Source organism: Solidesulfovibrio carbinoliphilus subsp. oakridgensis (genome assembly GCF_000177215.2).
In the GTDB taxonomy this organism is placed as follows: Bacteria; Desulfobacterota; Desulfovibrionia; order Desulfovibrionales; family Desulfovibrionaceae; genus Solidesulfovibrio; species Solidesulfovibrio carbinoliphilus.
The window spans coordinates 2,350,410-2,367,186 of the sequence record NZ_CM001368.1 but is presented as its reverse complement, the minus strand read 5'-3'; the positions used below and the strand labels follow the sequence as shown (position 1 = coordinate 2,367,186).

14 protein-coding genes are annotated in these 16,777 nt (G+C 69.5%); 4 read left to right on the top strand and 10 right to left on the bottom strand.

All coding sequences use genetic code 11. The annotated features are described in order from the left end of the window. Positions 1 to 99: 99 nt before the first annotated feature. Positions 100 to 2,274, bottom strand: coding sequence for a DUF2079 domain-containing protein (locus tag DFW101_RS10260; RefSeq protein ID WP_009181446.1), 2,175 nt, complete (start codon positions 2,272 to 2,274; stop codon positions 100 to 102). A 327-nt stretch (positions 2,275 to 2,601) separates the two neighbouring features. Here DFW101_RS10260 and amrB point away from each other — a divergent pair, with 327 nt between their 5' ends. Together amrB and DFW101_RS10250 are read left to right on the top strand one after the other, a co-directional pair. Beyond that, positions 2,602 to 3,822, top strand: coding sequence for an AmmeMemoRadiSam system protein B (amrB, locus tag DFW101_RS10255; protein WP_009181445.1), 1,221 nt, complete (start codon positions 2,602 to 2,604; stop codon positions 3,820 to 3,822). Next, positions 3,819 to 4,832, top strand: a complete 1,014-nt coding sequence (locus DFW101_RS10250) for a radical SAM/SPASM domain-containing protein (protein WP_009181444.1) — start codon at positions 3,819 to 3,821, stop codon at positions 4,830 to 4,832. Before amrB ends, DFW101_RS10250 begins: the two co-directional genes overlap by 4 nt. A 376-nt stretch (positions 4,833 to 5,208) precedes the next feature. Here DFW101_RS10250 and DFW101_RS10245 read toward each other — a convergent pair whose 3' ends face one another. Beyond that, entirely contained in the window at positions 5,209 to 5,970 is a 762-nt protein-coding gene (locus tag DFW101_RS10245; RefSeq protein WP_009181443.1) for a hypothetical protein, read from the bottom strand. Positions 5,971 to 6,093: 123 nt separating this feature from the next. Here DFW101_RS10245 and DFW101_RS10240 point away from each other — a divergent pair, with 123 nt between their 5' ends. Beyond that, positions 6,094 to 7,140 (top strand): diguanylate cyclase domain-containing protein, encoded by a 1,047-nt coding sequence (locus DFW101_RS10240; RefSeq protein ID WP_009181442.1) that lies wholly within the window; start codon positions 6,094 to 6,096, stop codon positions 7,138 to 7,140. Here the strand turns inward: DFW101_RS10240 and chrA are convergent. Both chrA and DFW101_RS10230 read right to left on the bottom strand, forming a co-directional pair. After that, positions 7,119 to 8,279, bottom strand: a complete 1,161-nt coding sequence (gene chrA, locus DFW101_RS10235) for a chromate efflux transporter (protein ID WP_009181441.1) — start codon at positions 8,277 to 8,279, stop codon at positions 7,119 to 7,121. The genes DFW101_RS10240 and chrA overlap by 22 nt on opposite strands. A gap of 2 nt (positions 8,280 to 8,281) precedes the next feature. Then, positions 8,282 to 8,638, bottom strand: a complete 357-nt coding sequence (locus DFW101_RS10230) for a PadR family transcriptional regulator (protein ID WP_009181440.1) — start codon at positions 8,636 to 8,638, stop codon at positions 8,282 to 8,284. Positions 8,639 to 8,816: 178 nt separating this feature from the next. Between DFW101_RS10230 and DFW101_RS20165 the strand changes: the two genes are divergently transcribed. Further along, on the top strand, positions 8,817 to 11,489 hold the full coding sequence (locus DFW101_RS20165) for a PEP/pyruvate-binding domain-containing protein (RefSeq protein ID WP_009181439.1): 2,673 nt from the start codon (positions 8,817 to 8,819) through the stop codon (positions 11,487 to 11,489). Here the strand turns inward: DFW101_RS20165 and DFW101_RS10220 are convergent. From DFW101_RS10220 to tmcC, 6 genes are all read right to left on the bottom strand, one after another. Beyond that, entirely contained in the window at positions 11,452 to 12,666 is a 1,215-nt protein-coding gene (locus tag DFW101_RS10220) for an NAD(P)/FAD-dependent oxidoreductase (protein WP_009181438.1), read from the bottom strand. The two genes, DFW101_RS20165 and DFW101_RS10220, sit on opposite strands and share 38 nt — an antisense overlap. Positions 12,667 to 12,749: 83 nt before the next feature. Then, positions 12,750 to 13,163: a response regulator gene (locus DFW101_RS10215; RefSeq protein WP_009181437.1), complete on the bottom strand. Its 414-nt coding sequence runs from the start codon at positions 13,161 to 13,163 to the stop codon at positions 12,750 to 12,752. 100 nt (positions 13,164 to 13,263) lie between these two features. Further along, complete coding sequence (locus DFW101_RS10210; RefSeq protein ID WP_009181436.1) at positions 13,264 to 14,169, bottom strand: hypothetical protein; 906 nt, start codon at positions 14,167 to 14,169, stop codon at positions 13,264 to 13,266. A 190-nt stretch (positions 14,170 to 14,359) separates the two neighbouring features. Next, positions 14,360 to 14,749, bottom strand: coding sequence for an acidic tetraheme cytochrome c3 TmcA (gene tmcA / locus DFW101_RS10205; RefSeq protein WP_009181435.1), 390 nt, complete (start codon positions 14,747 to 14,749; stop codon positions 14,360 to 14,362). A gap of 24 nt (positions 14,750 to 14,773) precedes the next feature. After that, positions 14,774 to 16,093, bottom strand: a complete 1,320-nt coding sequence (gene tmcB, locus DFW101_RS10200) for an electron transfer complex ferredoxin TmcB (protein WP_009181434.1) — start codon at positions 16,091 to 16,093, stop codon at positions 14,774 to 14,776. Between the two features lie 15 nt (positions 16,094 to 16,108). Next, complete coding sequence (tmcC, locus tag DFW101_RS10195; protein WP_009181433.1) at positions 16,109 to 16,768, bottom strand: TmcC family electron transfer complex membrane anchor subunit; 660 nt, start codon at positions 16,766 to 16,768, stop codon at positions 16,109 to 16,111. Positions 16,769 to 16,777: the final 9 nt, after the last annotated feature.

Here is a 16,777-nt window from a genome sequence, read left to right as displayed (position 1 = left end):
GCGCGCGGTTTCGGGGACGAGGGCCGCTGCCCTTTAAATAATAGTTGTTTTAATAGGTTCTTCTCAAAATTCGTATGCCCGAATTCTGAGAACGCGGCCCTAGGGCGACGGCGTCTGGTCGCCGGCAGCCGGTTCCGCGGGGCCCGGCGGGGAGACCGGGGCCGGGGCCCTGTGCCGCCGGCTGCGGCGGGAGGGCCGGGGTTGTGTTTCCGGGGCCGGGGCGGCGTCGCCGGCGGGGGCGATGGTGGTTTCGGACCCGGGGACGGCCGCGTCCGGCACCGGGGCGGCCGGGGGCGCCGACTGCTCGGCCGGCGGCCGGTGCCGGCGGCTGCGGCGGCTCTGGGATGCCGGGCGGGCCGGGGCCTCGTTTTCCTGGGGCGCGGTTTCCGGCGCCACGGCCGGGCCGGCGCCCGCCGGCTGCCCCGGCTGCCCCGGTTGCCCGACGCTTGGCGGCGCGACCATGGGCATGGGTTTCGTGCCGTGACGCTGGCCCGGGAAGCGGTCGAGGACCTCGACCTCGATGTCCCCACCGGCATTGGGGGCCGGCGGCGCGGCCGGCGCCTGGACCGCCGACGCCGCGGCGTCCTGGCCCGGCGCGGTCGGGGCCTGGGGCGTGTCGCCGGCCGGGGGCGAAGTCGACGGGGCCTTGGCCGGCGGGGCGGTCGGGGTCTCCGCCGGGGGTTGGGCTGGCACAGCGGCTTGCGGCCGGCGCAGGATCAGGAAGCCGTCCCGGTCGTAGACCGTCTCCAGTTCCTGGCGGGCCCGGGCCACGAGGGCGGTGAACTCCCGGGCCACCTCCGCGTCGCGGCAGGCGCCGTTTTGAAAGTCGCAGCCCCGGTCGAGCACGAACCAGGGCCGGGTCAGGTCGAGCAGCACGTAGCCGGCCTGCCAGGTCCGCACCGGCAGGTCCAGCGTCTGGCCGGTCCGGATGAAGGCCCAGAAATCCTTCCAGGTGGCGCCGGTCAGGTCGCGCACGGGATGGGCGTCGAAAACGCCCAGGGGAAAGCTGTTGAAGTCGCGGCGTTCGGCCAGGGCCCCCCAGTTGAGCGTGTTCTGGGAGACGACCGGCAGGGCCGGATCGCGCGGCACGGAGCGCAGGATCTCGCCCAGGATGCCGGCATCCCGGGCCGTCGGCTCGTAGGCGTCGATGGAAAAGGCGAAGTTGTCGGTGGTCCAGAAAAGCCGGGACACCGGGGAAGGGGCCAAAAGCACATGGCCGCCGGCCAGGGCCAGGAAGATGAGCAGCCCGAAGCGGCGCACGCCGTTGCCGGACTGCCGGGCCAGGATGCGCACCGGGCCGAGCACTTCGCAAAAGGCGAAGAAAAGGGCCCCGGCCGCGCCGGCCGTGTAGTGGTTGGCCCAGCCGTAGGCGCTCGGCTGGGTCGAAAAGAGGGCCAGGGCCAGGGCCGGCAGGGCCGGGAGCAGGAGCTTTGGCCTGAATATCGGGAAAAAGAGCAGGGCCCCGAAAAGAAAGGCCAGGTATTTCCATTTTCCCGGCACGCCGAAGACCACGGCCAAGGCGTCCAGGGGATGGGTGAGCAGGGTGAGGACGGCCGCGCCCGGGCCGCTGCCGAGCCAGGCGTAGGCGCCGCTCGGGGCCCCGAAGCCGCCCTCGGCCGTGCAGAAGGGGACCAGCCAGGCGGTGGCGACGAAGAAATAGAGGCCCCCAAAGAGGATAAGTCCCCAGCCGGCCCGGGACTGCCGGGCCGCCACCAGCAGGTACAGGCCGCAAAAGGCCGTGGTCAGGGCGTAGGGCTCCTTGACCAGGGCCGGCAGCAGCCCCAGGGCCACGGCCAGCCGGTACCGGCCGGACGTGGCCGCCGCCAGGAAGCCGAAAAGGAGCGGAATGAGCAGGTGGTCCAGGTGGAAGTCGAAAAGGGCGTTGGTCCAGACCGGAAAATAGAGGGCATAGGCCAGGGCGGCCAGCATGCCGTAGCGCCTGGCCGCCCACAGGGCCGGCAGGGCCAGGACAAAGGCCTGGCCCGTCAGGAGGACCAGGGGCGCGGCCTGGTCCGGCACCAGCCGGTAGACCTGCGCGTAGACCGGCAAAAGCGGCTGGGCGTGGCCGAGAAAGGCCCGCCACCACTGGCCGTCGTTGTGCAGCGAATAGATGTTGGAAAGAAAGACCCCGAGGTCGAAGACCGTGGAGTGCAGGGCCAGGTACTTGAGGCAGGCCATGAGCGACAGCACGCCGAAAAGGCCGAGAAAGACGCCGCCGCCGAATCCCCGGCCGGAGCCGGTCGGCAAAAGGACGGGATCGTTAAGGGCGGGCATCGGGGATCTCCGGGCTTGTTGTGCCGGGAAGCGGGCCAATCCCGGTCAGGGCCGACAGTACGGCCACGGCCTGACAGCGTGGCCGCGCAAGGACCGGGCTCGGGTCCGCAACATGGCAGAGGAACAGGGCTTTTGCAAAGCGCATGGGATTCCCGTTAGCGGACAAAGGATGGACCGGACACGTGGCGGTCGGGGCTTGAGGTAGCCGTATCGCCCACGGAAATCAAGGCGGTCCGGAAAGATGGCCGTTCCCGGGCCCGGGGCCGCCGGCGTTGCCAAGGGCCGCCGCCTGGGCTACCGTGGGGGAAAGCCACGAGGATATGCTTGATGGAATACCCCCGCGCCAGACACGACCTCGAATTCATTCCCTTTGACCACGAGGGCCGCAACATGGTCCTCGTCCGCGACCGACTGGAACTGGTGCCCTACGGCACGGGCATTCCGGCCGGGCTCCTGCCGGTCCTGGCCCTCATGGACGGCCGGCATTCCCTGGCCGACCTGGAAAAGGAGATAACGGCCCTGCAGGAAGGCCGCCGGGTCAGCCGCGACGACATCCTGTCGGTCCTGTCCGAACTCGACGCCGCCGGCCTCCTCGACACCCCGTGCTACCAGTCCCGGAAAGCCGAGGCCGCGGCCGATTTCGCCGCCAGGCCCGTGCGCCCGGCCGTGTTCGCCGGCCAGGCCTATCCCGACGCCCCGGCGCTCCTCGTCCCCTACCTCGACGCCATGCTGGAGGCCGCTTCGGCCCGTCCGGCCGCCGGGCCGGTCGTGGCCGTCATCGCCCCGCACATCGACCCCGAGGCCGGCAAGGCCGGGTACGGCGCGGCCTACGGGGCCCTGCGCGCCGCCCTAGACGGCCGCACGCCCCCCAAACGGGTGGTGGTCCTCGGCGTCGGCCACCAGGTCATAAAGGGCCTCTACTGCCTGACGGACAAGGTCTTTGCCACGCCCTTGGGCGAGGTCCCGGCCGACGGCCCGGCCGTGGCCGCCCTGCGCCGGGCCGGCCAGGCCACCGTGGACCCGGCCGACCTGCCCCACCGGTCCGAGCATTCGGTGGAATTCCAGGCCGTCTTTTTGCGCCACGTCCTTGGCGACGCGCCCTTCACCCTGGTGCCGATCCTGTGCGGTTCGCCGCTCGGCGCCCTGCCCAGGCACTCCCGCCAGGCCTTTCGCGAGGCGGCCGGCCCGTTCCTCTCCGCCCTGCGCGAGATGGCCGCCGATCCTGACACGCTGGTGGTCGCCGGCGTGGACCTCTTTCACATCGGCCCCAAGTTCGGCCACGCCGAGCCGGCCGAGGCGCTGGAAGAAGCGGCCCTGGCCCACGACACGGCCCTGCTCGACGCCCTGGCCCGGGGCGACGCCGACGCCATCTGGGAAGAGTCCGCCCGGGTCAAGGACGTCTACAACGTCTGCGGCTTCACCGCCCTGGCCACCCTGGCCGAGATCCTGCCTCCCGCGACCATGGCGCTCCTGGCCCACGATGTCATGCGCGAGGCCGAGACACGCTCGGCGGTCAGCTTCGCCGGAGCCGTCTTTTCGCCCCGATGATCCACGCGCCGCTCGTCCTCGACCTCCTGCACGTCGAGGCCTCCTCGCGCAGCCGGGCCGAAACCGGCTACACCATCCGGGCCGGCCACCGGAAGCACTGGCTGGACCACGACCTGCCGCTGCCGCTGTGGCAGCAGGTCCTGGCCGCCGTCCGGCACGTGGCCGAAATCCGCTTCCACGGCTGGGGGGACCCGCTGGCCAACCCGGACATCCTGCCCATGCTGGCCCTGGCCGCCAAGACCGGAGCCCGGGTGGTTGTGGTCACCGACGGGGCGCGCCTGGGGGACGAGCAGGCGGGCGCCCTCGTCCGGGACGGCATCGACCGGGTCGTCTTCCCCCTGGCCGGCCTGTCCGAGGAAACCAATTTCCGCCGGCGCGGGGCAAGCCTTTTTGCCGCCCTGGCCGCCATGGACCGGCTGCGCACCGTCTGCGCCGTGCACCAGACCGGACGTCCCGAAATCGCGGTCCGCTATACCCTGACCCGCTCCGGCCTTGCCGCCGAACTGGACCGGCTGCCGGAATTCCTCGACCGCATCGGCGTGCGCGCCGCCTCGCTGCGTCCGCTCTCCTACGCCACCCGGCCGGAAACCGAAGCCGACACCCTGGTGCCAGACGACCAGGACGCCTACGACCGGCTGGCCGACCATCTGCGCCGCGTCAGGGCCGAGGCCGCCACCTACGGCATCGCCCTGGACTGCCGGCTGGTTCACGGCGGCGTCTCGCGCTTCCACTGCCCGGACACGCCGGGCGCAAGCCTCTTTCTCGCGGCCGATGGCGCGGTCAGCCCCTGCGCTCTCCGAAACGTGCCCATCCCGCCCCCGGCCAGCTACCGCTTCCACGGCCGGGATGTCCCCTTCCCCCGCGACATTCGCGGCAACCTGCACGCCACCCCCTTGTCCGCCGTCTGGAACGACCCCGGTTACCGCGAGTTCCGCTACCAGCACGACACCGACACCCCGCCCCCGGGCTGCGCCGGCTGCTGGCGCTCGTTCCTGGTGGCCGTCGAGTAGGAGCGGGAAGGCGGAGGAAGCGAAAGGCATGCCTCCGGCGGCCGGGGGGCGTCACGCCCCCCGGACCCCCCGAACGGGTGGGCGGGGGTTGGGGAAGCGGGTGGCGGGGTGGTCGTGGTCGGGGGTGTGACGGGTGGCCGGAATCGGGTTGGCGACACTGGCCGCAAAGCCGGCCAGCACGCCAACCCGATTCCGGCCACCCAGGCCCGTCGCCCCGGGGACGGGGCGAGTCTGATGGAATTTTACGTTCCAGACGTTTAAAGAAAAGCTCCGCCCACCTGCGTCCCTTCAAGGATTACCCGTTTCCGCACGCCCCGTTCGGGGGGGCCGGGGGGGATGATCCCCCCCGGCCGCCGGAGGCATCTTCATGTCCGCCTTACTTCCCGGCGGCCAATGCGGCCTTGGCTCGTGCCGGGTCGGCGGCGTAGAGCCGGTCGGCCAGTCCTTCCAGCTCGTCCTCGATGGTGTCGAGGGGCGGGGGGGTGGGGAGGACGGGCACGCCGGGGTGGTCGAGGTCGAGGGGGTGGTAGGCCAGGGCCTCGTCGAGGCGGCAGGCATCGCCGATGCCGCCGCAGGCGCGTTCCTGCTGTTGGCGCACGGGGTCGAGGGATTTGGCGAACTGGAGCATGTCCGAGGGGCACTGGCAGGAGTTGACGGCGGCGATTTCGTCGTTGAGTTCGCGGCCGGTTTCCCGGAGGTGGTCGAAGCCGGGCACCCGGGCCATGCGCCGGGGGTCGCGGGGATCGGGGACGAAGGTGCCCTCGTTGTAGTTTTCGAGTTCCTGGCGCAGGGTTTCGTAGGCTGCGGCCACGGCTTTGCGGTAGCGGCCGGCGGCGGTCAGGGCCAGGGGCCGGCGGTGGCGCGGCTGGAAGGCGGTGGTCGGGAAGGCGGCCAGGCTGGCGGGATCGAAGCCGAGGCGGGCGAGGAACCGATCGGCCTCGGCGCCGCCGAGGAGCAGCTCCCGGAAGGCGCGCCACCGGGCCAGGGCGAGGCGGCCCTGGCGTTCCACTTTTTCCCGCAGCCCGGCGTAGGCTTCCAGGCGTTCGTCGAGGCGGCGGCGGCGGGAGAAGAAATTGTCCGCCATTTCCGTCATCAGTTCGTGCTTGAGGTCGTCGGCGTATTCGGTTCCGACCGTCATGGTTCGCTCCGGGGCGTCTGTGCGTCCAGCCCACTGGTACCCTTTGGATTTTGCCTTGGCAAGCGGGGGAAGTCATGACAAGCGCCTTCCTTTGGGCTACGGTGGCGGCGAGAGGTGGACTCCATGGACGCCGACTCCCGCAGCCGGAAGAAGCTTGCCGCCGAATTGGCGGTTTTGAGCCGTCGCGTGGCCGAGCTCGAGGAGCAGCACCGGGAGTGCCTGGAGACCGAGCAGGCCTTGCGCCAGAGCGAGGAACGCTACCGCCGGCTGCTGGAATCGGTCACGGACTACGTCTACACGGTGACGGTGCGGGACGGCGTGCCGGTGGCCACCAGCCACGGCCCGAACTGCGTGGCCGTGACCGGCTACACGGCCGGGGAATACGCGGAAAACCCCCTGCTGTGGCTGACCATGGTGCCGGACGAGGACCGCGGGGCCGTGCTGGCCCATGCCGAAAAGGTCCTGTGCGGCGAGGCCGCGCCCTTCGAACACCGGATCATCCACAAGGACGGCTCCATCCGCTACGTGCGCAACACCCCGGTCGTCCACCGCGACGCCTCCGGGGCCCTTGTCGCCTACGACGGCATCATAAACGACATCACCGAGCGTCGGCGGGCCGAGGAGCTCATCACCCGCATGTCGCTCCACGACGGCCTGACGGGGCTCCCGAACCGGGCACTCTACATGGACCGGCTGCGCCAGACCCTGTCCCTGGCCGAGCGCCAGGGGGAGCGGGTGGCGGTCTATTTCATCGACCTCGACCGGTTCAAGGGTGTCAACGACGACTACGGCCACGAGGCGGGGGACAAGGTGCTGGCCGAGGCGGCCCGCCGGCTCGTGGCCTGCGTGCGCCGCAGCGACACCGTGGCCCGGATCGGGGGCGACGAGTTCGTGGCCCTGACGCCGGGCGTCGGCGACCCGGCCAATGCCGAGGCCATTGCCGGGAAGATGGTCGCGGCCATGCGCGAGCCGTTCACGGTCCTCGGCCACATCTGCCAGCTCGGGGCCAGCGTGGGCCTGGCCCTTTTCCCGGAGGACGCCGGCCGGGGCGGCCTTCTCTTGCGCCTGGCCGACGCGGCCATGTACGCCGCCAAGAAGGCCGGCGGCGGCGACGGCTGGCGGCGGACCGGAGCGGCGCCGGCGGCCTTTCAGAGCAACAGCAGCGAATAGAGGGCCGCGAACCCGACCACGTAGAGGATGTCGATGCGCCGCCACAGCGCCAGAAGGGACACGGCCAAAAGGGCCACGGCGGCCGGTCCCCAGGTCGCTTCCAGGGAGAATTTCCAGGTCACATAGGCGAGAAGGCCGACGAAGCTGGCCGCGATGCCGAGGGAGGCCCGGAAAAAACGCCTGGAGCCCTTGAGGGCGGCAAACGACGGGGCCACGGTCAGGAGAATGAGAAACGACGGCGCGAACATGGCGATGGTGGCCACCACCGCGCCGACCGGGCCGAAAAGCATGTAGCCGAGAAAGGTGGACGTGATGCTGATGGGCCCGGGGGTGATCTGCCCGAGGGCGATGCCGTCCATGAACATCCGCCCCGGCATCTGGCCGGCCACGTCCACGATCTGGTGGTACATGAGCGGCAGGGCGGCGAATCCCCCGGAAAACGACACGCAGTTGATGCCGAGCATGAGCCGGGCCAGATCGAAGAGGCCCGGATTGTAGAGCCAGGTGGCGGCCATGACCAGGCACAGGGCGGTGAAAAGCGGCAGGGACTGGGCCAGTCCCCGGCGAAGCGCGTTGCCGGGCGGCACGGGCGCGGCGTCCGGTTGGCGGTCGCGGTACAGGGCCATGCCGGCCGCGGCCGCGCCCACAATGACCAGGAACGGATTGACGCCAAGGCCGAGGGCCACGGCCGAGGCCCCGGCCACGGCCGCCCCCCGGACCTCCCGGCAGGACACCCGGGCAAAGGTCCAGGCGGCGAAGCCGATGAGGGCCACCACGGCCACGGACAGGCCGTGCATGAGCGACACCATCCAGGCGATGGACTGGGTCCTGGCGTAGAAGGCGGACAGGCCGAGCATCAGGAAAAAGGCCGGCAGGCCAAGGCCCAGGTAGGCGGCCAGGGCTCCGGCCACGCCCCGGCGGACGAGGCCGATGTAGGCCGCCACCTGCATGGCCGTGGCCCCGGGGATGGACTGGGCCAGGACCAGCCCGTCGCGGAAGCCTTCCTCGCTCACCCAGCGGTGGCGGTTGACGGACAGGTCGCGGATGACCGCGATCATGGCCGGCCCGCCGAAGCCGGTGACGCCGAGGCGGAAAAAGACGCCGAAGAGGGCGCCGAGGCTTGGGGTGTCTTGCTCCATGGCTACTCCTTCGGCCGGCCGGCCTGGACGGTGCGGGCGGTTTCCAGAAAGATGTCCAGGAGCCGGACCCGGTATGCGATGTCCTCGCGCCAGAAATCGAGCCGGTCCCAGCCGGCCGGGGTCAGCCGGTAGGTCTTTCGGGCCGGGCCGGGGCCGGCCGTGTCCCACTCCCCGACGATCTGGCCGTCGGCCTCCAGGCTGCCGAGCGTCCGATAGACCGCGCCCGAATCCACGCCCCGAAGCGGCAGCAGGGCCTGCATCCGGGCGTGGACGGCGGCCCCGTGTCCGGGACCGTGGGCCAGGGCGAGCAGGAGAAAGGCGGGCAGATGGCGGTATCCTTTGATCTTTTCCGGCGGCATGGGCTCCTCCCGAGCTGTTTCTCGCAGCTTACTGTAAATTACAGTAAGCTGTAAAGAACAGTGTGCGGCCGATCCGGGCCGCCGCCCGCCCGCGTTGCCTTCCTTGTATCGAATCGGTACAAACCAAAGGAAACTGCCAGGCGAAACCCTGCCGGCCGACCGGCGACGCGGAGGCAACGTGTTCGACAAAGTCAAGCGCGCGCTGACCGGGCTTTTCGGCCGGGAGCCGGAAAAAGTGGACGGCCTGACCGAGGAGCAGATCCAGACCGAATTCAAGAAGCGGTACCACCACTTCAAGCTGCTCCTGACGGCCAACAAGAAGGCCCTGGAGATCATGTCCGAGATGGAGGAGGCGCTGCACGGCCGCCGGGCCTTCGGCATGGCCTTTATCAAGGCCCACTCCACGGCCGCCTCGGTCAATGTCTACAAGATCGTGGAGCACTTGAATGCCATCGCGCCGGGCAAGTACGCGGCCCTGTATCCCCGCATCAAGGATATCCAGCAGGGCATCGGCGAGAGTCTGCAAAGCCAGGCCGCGCCCGGGGAGACGGCCACGGAGCTGGTCATCCCCCTGGAAAAAGCCGGCCGGGCCCAGGCCGACCAGGTGGGCGGCAAGATGGCGGGCCTTGGCGAGATCGTGCGCCGCACCGGGCTCCCCGTGCCGCCCGGATTCGCGGTCACGGCCCGGGCCTACCGCCGGGTGATCGAGGAAAACGACCTGAAAGACGAGATCTACCGCCTGCTCCAGTCGGCCGGTCCCGACGACCAGCGCAACCTGCTTATCCTCAGTTCCCAGATCCGCCACGAGATCACCAATGCCCGGGTGCCGGACGACGTGGCCGCCGCCATCCTCGGGGCCTACCGGGAGCTTTGCGCCCATTTCGGCCGGCCGGTGCCGGTGTCGCTTCGCAGTTCGGCCCTGGGCGAGGACGAGGAGGGCCAGACCTTCGCCGGCCAGTTTTCCTCCAAATTGAACGTTGGCCCGGACGACATCCTGGAGTCCTACAAGGAGATCCTGGCCAGCAAATACAGCCCGCAGGCCATGACCTACCGGCTCAACCGCGGTATCCCCGACGAGGACGTGGCCATGTGCGTCGGGGTCATGGCCATGGTGGACGCCGTGGCCGGCGGGGTCATCTATTCGCGAAATCCGCTCGATATCCGCGACGACGCCGTGCACATCCACAGCGCGTTCGGCCTGCCCAAATCGGTGGTGGACGGGTCCGTGGCCACGGACGAGTTCGTGGTCCGCCGGGGCGAGCCGCCGACCCTGGTCGAGCGCCATATCCGGGCGAAGGACGAGATCTACGTCTGCGGGCCTGGCGAGGGTGTGTGCCGCATGGACACACTGACGGAGAGGGCCTTCGAGCCGAGCATCAGCGACGGGCAGGCCCTGGAGCTCGGCCGGGCGGCCGTGGCGCTGGAGGCCATGTACGACGGTCCGGTGGACGTGGAGTGGGCCATCGACGCCTCGGGCAGGGTCCAGTTCCTCCAGTGCCGGGAACTGGCCCAGTTGCCGGCGTCCGAGGCGGCCGCCGCCGACCGCCGGGCCTCCGGCGTGCCGCTCGCCGCCGGCGGGGTCACGGCCAGCCCGGGCGTGGGCAGCGGCCCGGTGTTCGTGGTCCGGCGGGAGGCCGACCTGCTGCGGTTTCCCCGGGGCGGGGTCCTGGTCGGCATCGAGGCGCCGCCGCGCTTCGCCTCGGTCATCCACATGGCCGCGGCCATTGTCACGGAAAAGGGCGGTGCGGCCGGCCATCTGGCCAACGTGGCCCGGGAGTTCCGGGTGCCGGCGCTCATGGGCCTGGCCGGGGCGGCCAGCCTGCTCGCCCCGGGCGCCGAGGTCACGGTGGACGCCGACGGCCGGGCCGTCTACCCGGGCCGCCTCCAGGAGCTCCTGGCCGAGGCGGCCGCCCGGCAGGCCCCGGCCCCGGAACGCCAGACCCCGATGCACGCCATCCTGCGCCGGGTCATGGATCGCATCACGCCGCTTTATCTCCTCGACCCCAACATACCGGAGTTCGCCCCGGAAAACTGCCGCACGCTCCACGACATCACCCGCTTTTGCCACGAGAAGTCCGTGACCGAGATGTTCGCCTTCGGCCAGGACTTCCACTTCTCCAAGCGGGCGGCCAAGCAGCTCAAGTACAAGGGCACGGCCATGAAGTGGTGGTTTATCAACCTCGACGACGGCTTCACCCACGACGTGCCGGGCAAGTACGTGCAACTCGAAGAGATCTGCTCCATCCCGGTCGGGGCCCTCTGGGACGGCATCGTCGCCATCCCCTGGCAGGGGCCGCCGCCGGTGGACGGCCGGGGGCTCATGTCGATCATCGCCCAGGCCTCGACCAATCCGCACCTGGAGGCGGCCTCGCACTCGTCTTTTGCCGAGCGCAACTACTTCATGGTCTCGCGCAACTACCTGTGCCTGAGTTCGCGGTTCGGGTTCCATTTCTGCACGGTCGAGGCCCTCGTCGGCGACCGGCCCCAGGAGAATTACGTCAGCTTCCAGTTCAAGGGCGGGGCGGCGGAATTCTCCCGCCGCCGGCGGCGGGCCGAGTTCGTGGCCGAGATCCTGGAGATCCATGGTTTTACGGTCGAAGTGAACGAGGACGCCTCCTTCGCGCGCGCAAGCGGCGGAGCCGAGCCCGAGATGCTGCGGGCGCTGACCGTCATCGGCTACATGCTCATGCACACGCGGCAGCTCGACATGATCATGCACAACGAGCCGCTGGTGCAAAGCTACAAGCAGAAGCTCCTGGACGATCTGGTGACGGTGGTCGGCCGGCCGGCGCGGGAGCGGCCGGCCTGTCCGGTCAGGCCGGAGGACGCCGGGGCGGAAACGACTGTATGAAACCCCGGTCGATCCAATCCTTGAGGGCCATGCACCAGGCCCCTTCGAAGACGAAGGGGCCTTTGCGCAAAATGGCCCGGCCGTCGCCGCAGTTTAAAAGCGCCAGGAAGTTGGTGCCGGTCTGGCGAAAGGGCAGGAGTTTGCCGCCGGTCAGATAGGCCAGCAGGTTGGCGCACAGGATCGGCCCCTGGCGCACGGCGTAGACCCCGGCCCGGGGCAGTTCCCGGGGGCCGAACTGGACGCAGTCGCCGCCGCCGAAGATCTCCGGGTGCATCGGGCTTTGCAGGAAGGCGTTGACGGTCAGTCCCCCGTCCGGGGACAGGGCCAGGCCGCAGCGGGAGAAGAGTTCCGGCGGCCGGGTGCCGGTGGCCACCAGCAGCACGTCGCAGGATTCGTGGGCCCCGCTGGCCAGTTGGGCCCGGCCGCCGGCCAGCCGCACCACCCGGCCGCAGACGATCCGGGCTCCCCGGCGCCGCAGCGACCGTATGGCCGCCCGGCGGGCCCGGCGCGGCCAGCCGCACAAGAGCCCGCGCCCGACGGCCACGGCCACCAGCGGCTTTTTCACGCCGCAGCTGGCAAAAAGCCCGAGGACATTGGCCGCCACCTCGAACCCGGACGGGCCGCCGCCGGCCACCAGCACCCGCACCGGTCCGGCCTCGGCCAGGGACTCGATGTGCCGCCGGGCGGCCAGCAGGTTCTCGATGGGTTTCACCGGAAAAACGGCCGTTCGGGGACTGGTCTCCACCGGAAACGGCACCACCACCCGGCTGCCCAGGCCAAAGCTCACGGCGTCGTAGGTAAGCTCCCGCCCGTCCTCCAGCACCAGCCGCCTCTCCTCCGGCACCACCCGGACCACCGCCCCCCGAATGAATCCCGACAGCGTCCCCTCGCCGTCCGCCCCGTCTTTCCCCGCCCGGGGGGGCCGGGGGGGATGATCCCCCCCGGCCGCCGGAAGCATCTTTTCCCCTCGCCTCCCCGCCATCGCCTCGATATCGAAGCGCAGGTCGGACGGGGCGTAGCGGCCCGAGAGCATGCCCGGGCCCATGCCGGAGTAGGCGAGGTGGGGGGTGGGGGCGACGCAGGTAACGTCGATGCCGGCGGCGTGGAAAAGGTCGAGCCGCGAAAGCGTGTGCAGGTGGGCGTGGCCGCCGCCGGCCAGGATCAGGCGTTTGCGCATGCCGCAGCATACGGCATGTGCCGGGCGGCGGGAAGGCGGGAGACGTTAAAAAAAGGAAAAGGCGGGCGGCCGGGCCGCCCGCCTCAGCGTTCCGCTTCGGGCGTGATGCAGCCCAGTCGCGTCAACTCGGCCAGAATGGACTTTTCGTCGACAGGCTTTTGCAGAAACGAGGTCGCGCCGCCGAGGTACATGGCGTTGTGCGTTTCCTCGCCGTCTTCGAGGACCGAGGTGATGACGATTTTGCAGCGTCCGTCGTGGTCCAGGCCGAAGTCTTTTTCGATCTCCCGGATTTCGTTCAGGGCCCGGGGACCGTCGATGACGGGCATAAGCAGGTCCATGAAGACAAGGGCGTAGGGTTCCCCGGCCTCCAGGGCCTTTTTGAACACCATGACCGCGTCCTCGCCGTTGACTGCCACATCGCACCGGGCATAGGGGTGCAGAATGTATTCGAGAAAGCTGCGGCTGTAAAAATCGTCGTCAACTATGAGAGCCCTCATAATTCCTCCGGCTGATGGTGAAGGGAAATGTCGAGGGGGGGAGCTTTACGGCACGGTTTATCTATCTGCCGCGCGGGGCACCTGTCAAGACGGACCCGGCTCAGTCGTTTTTGAGGATGGTGGCGTAGTTTCCGGCGCAGTGGCAGTCGGTGCCGTACCGGGCCACATAATCGAGCCGGGTGCGCAGGCAGGAGACCAGCCCGTCCCGGAAGACGACCCAGACGCGGCCGTACCCGGCGCAGACGTAGGACTCCGGCCCGATGACCGCCTGCTTCATGGCCGGCGGATTGCCGAGGAGTTCCTTGACCCCGGCCATGGACATGCCCGGCACCACCTGCCGGGCGGCAAAGGCCGCGTCCTCGCGCATCCCTTCCCGGATTTCCCGGGCCCGGAACTCCCGGTCCGCGCCAAAAGGGACGGCGGCCAGCCGGGCCTCGGCCGCGCGCCTGTCCCGGGCGGCGGTCTCGGCCAGGGCGGCGGCGCGCAGTTCGGGGTTGGCGGCAAAGGCGGCCAGCCGTTCGGCCAGGGTGTCGGCCGGGGCCTCGGCCCGAAGGGTCAAGCGCACGGCCAGGCCGTCGGCCGCCGGCCGTACCTCCTCGTCGGCCACGGCCACCCGCAGCAGGCTGTCGACAAAGGCCCGCACGTCTCCCGGCGAGAGCCGGGCCGCGGCCACGGCCGGCTCGGGAGCCAGGATTCCGGCGGCCGCGTCCAGGAGCTTGGCCCGGGTCTGGTCGGCGCACAGCCGTTTGGCCTGTCCCTGGTCCATCTGGGGGCCGTAGAAGCAGGTGGAGGTGGTGGAGAAGGCCCTTGCGTCGGAAACCTGACGCCGCACGGCCCCGGATCCGTCGGCGCCGGGTGCGGGAGAAACCGGGGCCAGGGGGGGCGAAACGGGCGCGGCAACGGGCGGGCCGGCCCGGTCCTCCTGGGCTTGGACCGGCGTCGGGGCGGCGGCCAGGAGGCCCGCAAGACACAGCAGGGCCAGGACCCGGACCGGACAATGGCGCATGGGGGCTCCTTGTGTTGCCGGCAGCGAAGCAAGACCCGTTCCAGAAGATAAAAAAGCGCGGCCGGTTTCCCGGCCGCGCCTGCAAGGATCGTGTTGGCGCGGGGCTGCGTCGTCCCGCGCCCCCTTTCGGGGGGTCCGGGGGGAATGATTCCCCCCGGCGGGGTCCGGGGCAGAGCCCCGGTTTTTCCCCCTATTTCACCGGCTCGTGGCAGTCGCCGCAGGTGACGGGGCCTTTTTTCTGGGCCAGGTGGCAGCCCATGCACTGCTTGTGGTAGGCCCGCATGAGCGGGGTGCGGCCGGACTTGGCGGCGGCGGTATGGCAGTCGGAGCAGGGCACGCCGGAGGTATCGGCCGTGGGGTCCTTTTTGCCGTCCTTTTCCCCGTGGTGGCAGGTCGTGCAGTCGGAAAGGCCGGCCTTTTCGTTGTGGGCGTCATGGGCGAAACGCGCGGGCTGGCGCGTCTTGGCCGCAAAGCCCTCGGCCGGAACCGTGGTCATGTCCTGTTGGCCGAGCGCCGGAACCGCCAGGAACGCGGCGGCGAGCAGGGCCAGGAGCAGGGACGTTTTCGAGCGTCTTTTCATAGCGGTTTCTCCTGCGCGCCGGGGTTACTCGGCCTCGGGCTTCTCCATGAGCTCATAGATGAGGTCGCCAAGGAACTTGGTGTGCATGCCAAGGTCGAACTTGCTGATGATGTCTTCCAGGCCGCCGTGGCAGTTGTGGCAGGGAGCGACCAGGGTGTGCACGCCCGTGGCCTTCAGCTGCTCGGCCTTGATGGAGTTGCCGACGATGCGGACGTTTTTAAACGGAGGCCCGCAGTTGATGACGCCGCCGCCGGCGCAACAACAGTAGTTGTGCTCCCGGTTGGGGTGCATTTCCACGACGTTGTCGCACAGGAAGTGGACCACGTCGCGCAGTTTTTCGGTCAGGCCCCGTCCCCGGATGATGTTGCAGGGGTCGTGGATGGTGACGGGATCGGCGTACTTGCGGGTCAGCTTGATGCGGCCTTCCTGGATCAGCTCCCAGAAGAACTCCACCGAGTGGACCATGGGCACGGGCGTCCATTTCCAGCCGAGCCAGCGGTTGGCCACGTCGTAGACGGCCCGGAAGGCGTGGCCGCACTCGCCCATGACGATGCGCTTGACGCGCAGGCGCTGGGCCGTCTCGTAGTGGGCGCGTTCGATCCGGGACATGATCTCGGCGTCGCCGGAGAACATGGCCATGTTGGAATTGTCCCAGCCGGGCGTGGCCGGCATGGTCCAGGACAGGCCGGCGGCGTTGAAGATGGCGGCCGCCTGGTAGATGAGCTGGGTGCGGAACTTGGGTTCCGGGGCGATGACCGAGTACATGAAGTCCGCGCCCTCGACATCGAGCGGAATGCGAAGCCCGGGAAATTCCTCGCGGGCCTCTTCCTCCTGCCATTGCAGGGTGTCCGGCCACTCGTCGTCTTTCACCCACATCTGGTTCATGGTGGCCGAGTGGCTGTGGGCGGTGTCCTGGATGTACTGCGGGGTGCAGCCGAGCTTGTGGCAAAGACGCCGCACCACGCTCATGATGTAGCCGGTGTCGATGCCCAGCGGACAGTAGTGGATGCAGCGGCGGCAGAGGTTGCACTCGGTGTAGGCGATCTGGGCGCACTGGTAGATGAGCTCCGGGTCGACCCGGCCGCCGGCGGCCAGAAGCTTCCACATGGTCTGGCTGACCTTGGCCACGGGGGTGTAGCTCGGGTCCTTGTGCGACATGTAGTAGTGGCAGGCCTTGGCGCACATGCCGCAGCGCACGCAGGTCTCGACGTAGGTTTTGAGCCGTGCGCCGCATTCGCCGGCGATCAGTTCCTTGAATACCTTTTCTATCTTCTCCGGGGTCAGGCGGGAAACTCCGCGCCTGAGGCCCGTGTCCTCGATGAGGCGATCGGCAATGGTGCTCATGGCGTCCTCCGGTGGCTACCAGTCCTTGGCGTGTCTGACGGACCCGAATTCCGAGGCGATGTAGCCGCGGGAAAAGACCGCGAACAACATGTGCGAGAGCCTCGTGAACGGGATGGCGACCAGCATGGCCTCGCCGCACAGGATGTGCAGGGTGGTGAGAACCAGGTTGTCGCCGATGCGATGATAGGCCAAAACGCCCGTCAGGAAGGTCAGGCCCACGAGGGACACCACCACCCAGTCCTGGGTGCTCGTGACGAAGCGGACTTCCGGGACGCTTATGCGCCGCCACAGGAAGTAGGCGCAGATGAGGACGACCAGGATGGACAGGCCGTCGGCCAGGGCCCCCGGCAGGGCCGGCCAGGACCAGCCCCGGAAGGTGTCGAAGAGCACGATGTGGCCCATGAGGAAAAGGGGCACCAGAAACAGGCACACGTGGAAAAGAAACGTGGCCACGGTGACGCCCGGGTTTTCCTTCCAGCCCAGGGCCCCGAAGGGGGTGAACCAGTGGGTCAGGGACTTGATGGCGTGGGGCCAGCTGATGTAGGCCACGAAGGCCTTTTCCTTGCGGAAGGCCAGGGCCCGCATGGCCAAAAGCCGGTAGACGGAACAGACGATAAAGACGCCGAAGGCGAGCCAGGCCAGGGGGCCGACGGCGAGATCGTAAAGCGCGTGCATGTCTCCCTC

Coding starts and splice junctions, on each gene's coding strand:
- DFW101_RS10260 (WP_009181446.1), bottom strand. CDS start 2,274: ATGCCCGCCCTTAACGATCCCGTCCTTTTGCCGACCGGCTCCGGCCGG.
- amrB (WP_009181445.1), top strand. CDS start 2,602: ATGGAATACCCCCGCGCCAGACACGACCTCGAATTCATTCCCTTTGAC.
- DFW101_RS10250 (WP_009181444.1), top strand. CDS start 3,819: ATGATCCACGCGCCGCTCGTCCTCGACCTCCTGCACGTCGAGGCCTCC.
- DFW101_RS10245 (WP_009181443.1), bottom strand. CDS start 5,970: ATGACGGTCGGAACCGAATACGCCGACGACCTCAAGCACGAACTGATG.
- DFW101_RS10240 (WP_009181442.1), top strand. CDS start 6,094: ATGGACGCCGACTCCCGCAGCCGGAAGAAGCTTGCCGCCGAATTGGCG.
- chrA (WP_009181441.1), bottom strand. CDS start 8,279: ATGGAGCAAGACACCCCAAGCCTCGGCGCCCTCTTCGGCGTCTTTTTC.
- DFW101_RS10230 (WP_009181440.1), bottom strand. CDS start 8,638: ATGCCGCCGGAAAAGATCAAAGGATACCGCCATCTGCCCGCCTTTCTC.
- DFW101_RS10220 (WP_009181438.1), bottom strand. CDS start 12,666: ATGCGCAAACGCCTGATCCTGGCCGGCGGCGGCCACGCCCACCTGCAC.
- DFW101_RS10215 (WP_009181437.1), bottom strand. CDS start 13,163: ATGAGGGCTCTCATAGTTGACGACGATTTTTACAGCCGCAGCTTTCTC.
- DFW101_RS10210 (WP_009181436.1), bottom strand. CDS start 14,169: ATGCGCCATTGTCCGGTCCGGGTCCTGGCCCTGCTGTGTCTTGCGGGC.
- tmcA (WP_009181435.1), bottom strand. CDS start 14,749: ATGAAAAGACGCTCGAAAACGTCCCTGCTCCTGGCCCTGCTCGCCGCC.
- tmcB (WP_009181434.1), bottom strand. CDS start 16,093: ATGAGCACCATTGCCGATCGCCTCATCGAGGACACGGGCCTCAGGCGC.
- tmcC (WP_009181433.1), bottom strand. CDS start 16,768: ATGCACGCGCTTTACGATCTCGCCGTCGGCCCCCTGGCCTGGCTCGCC.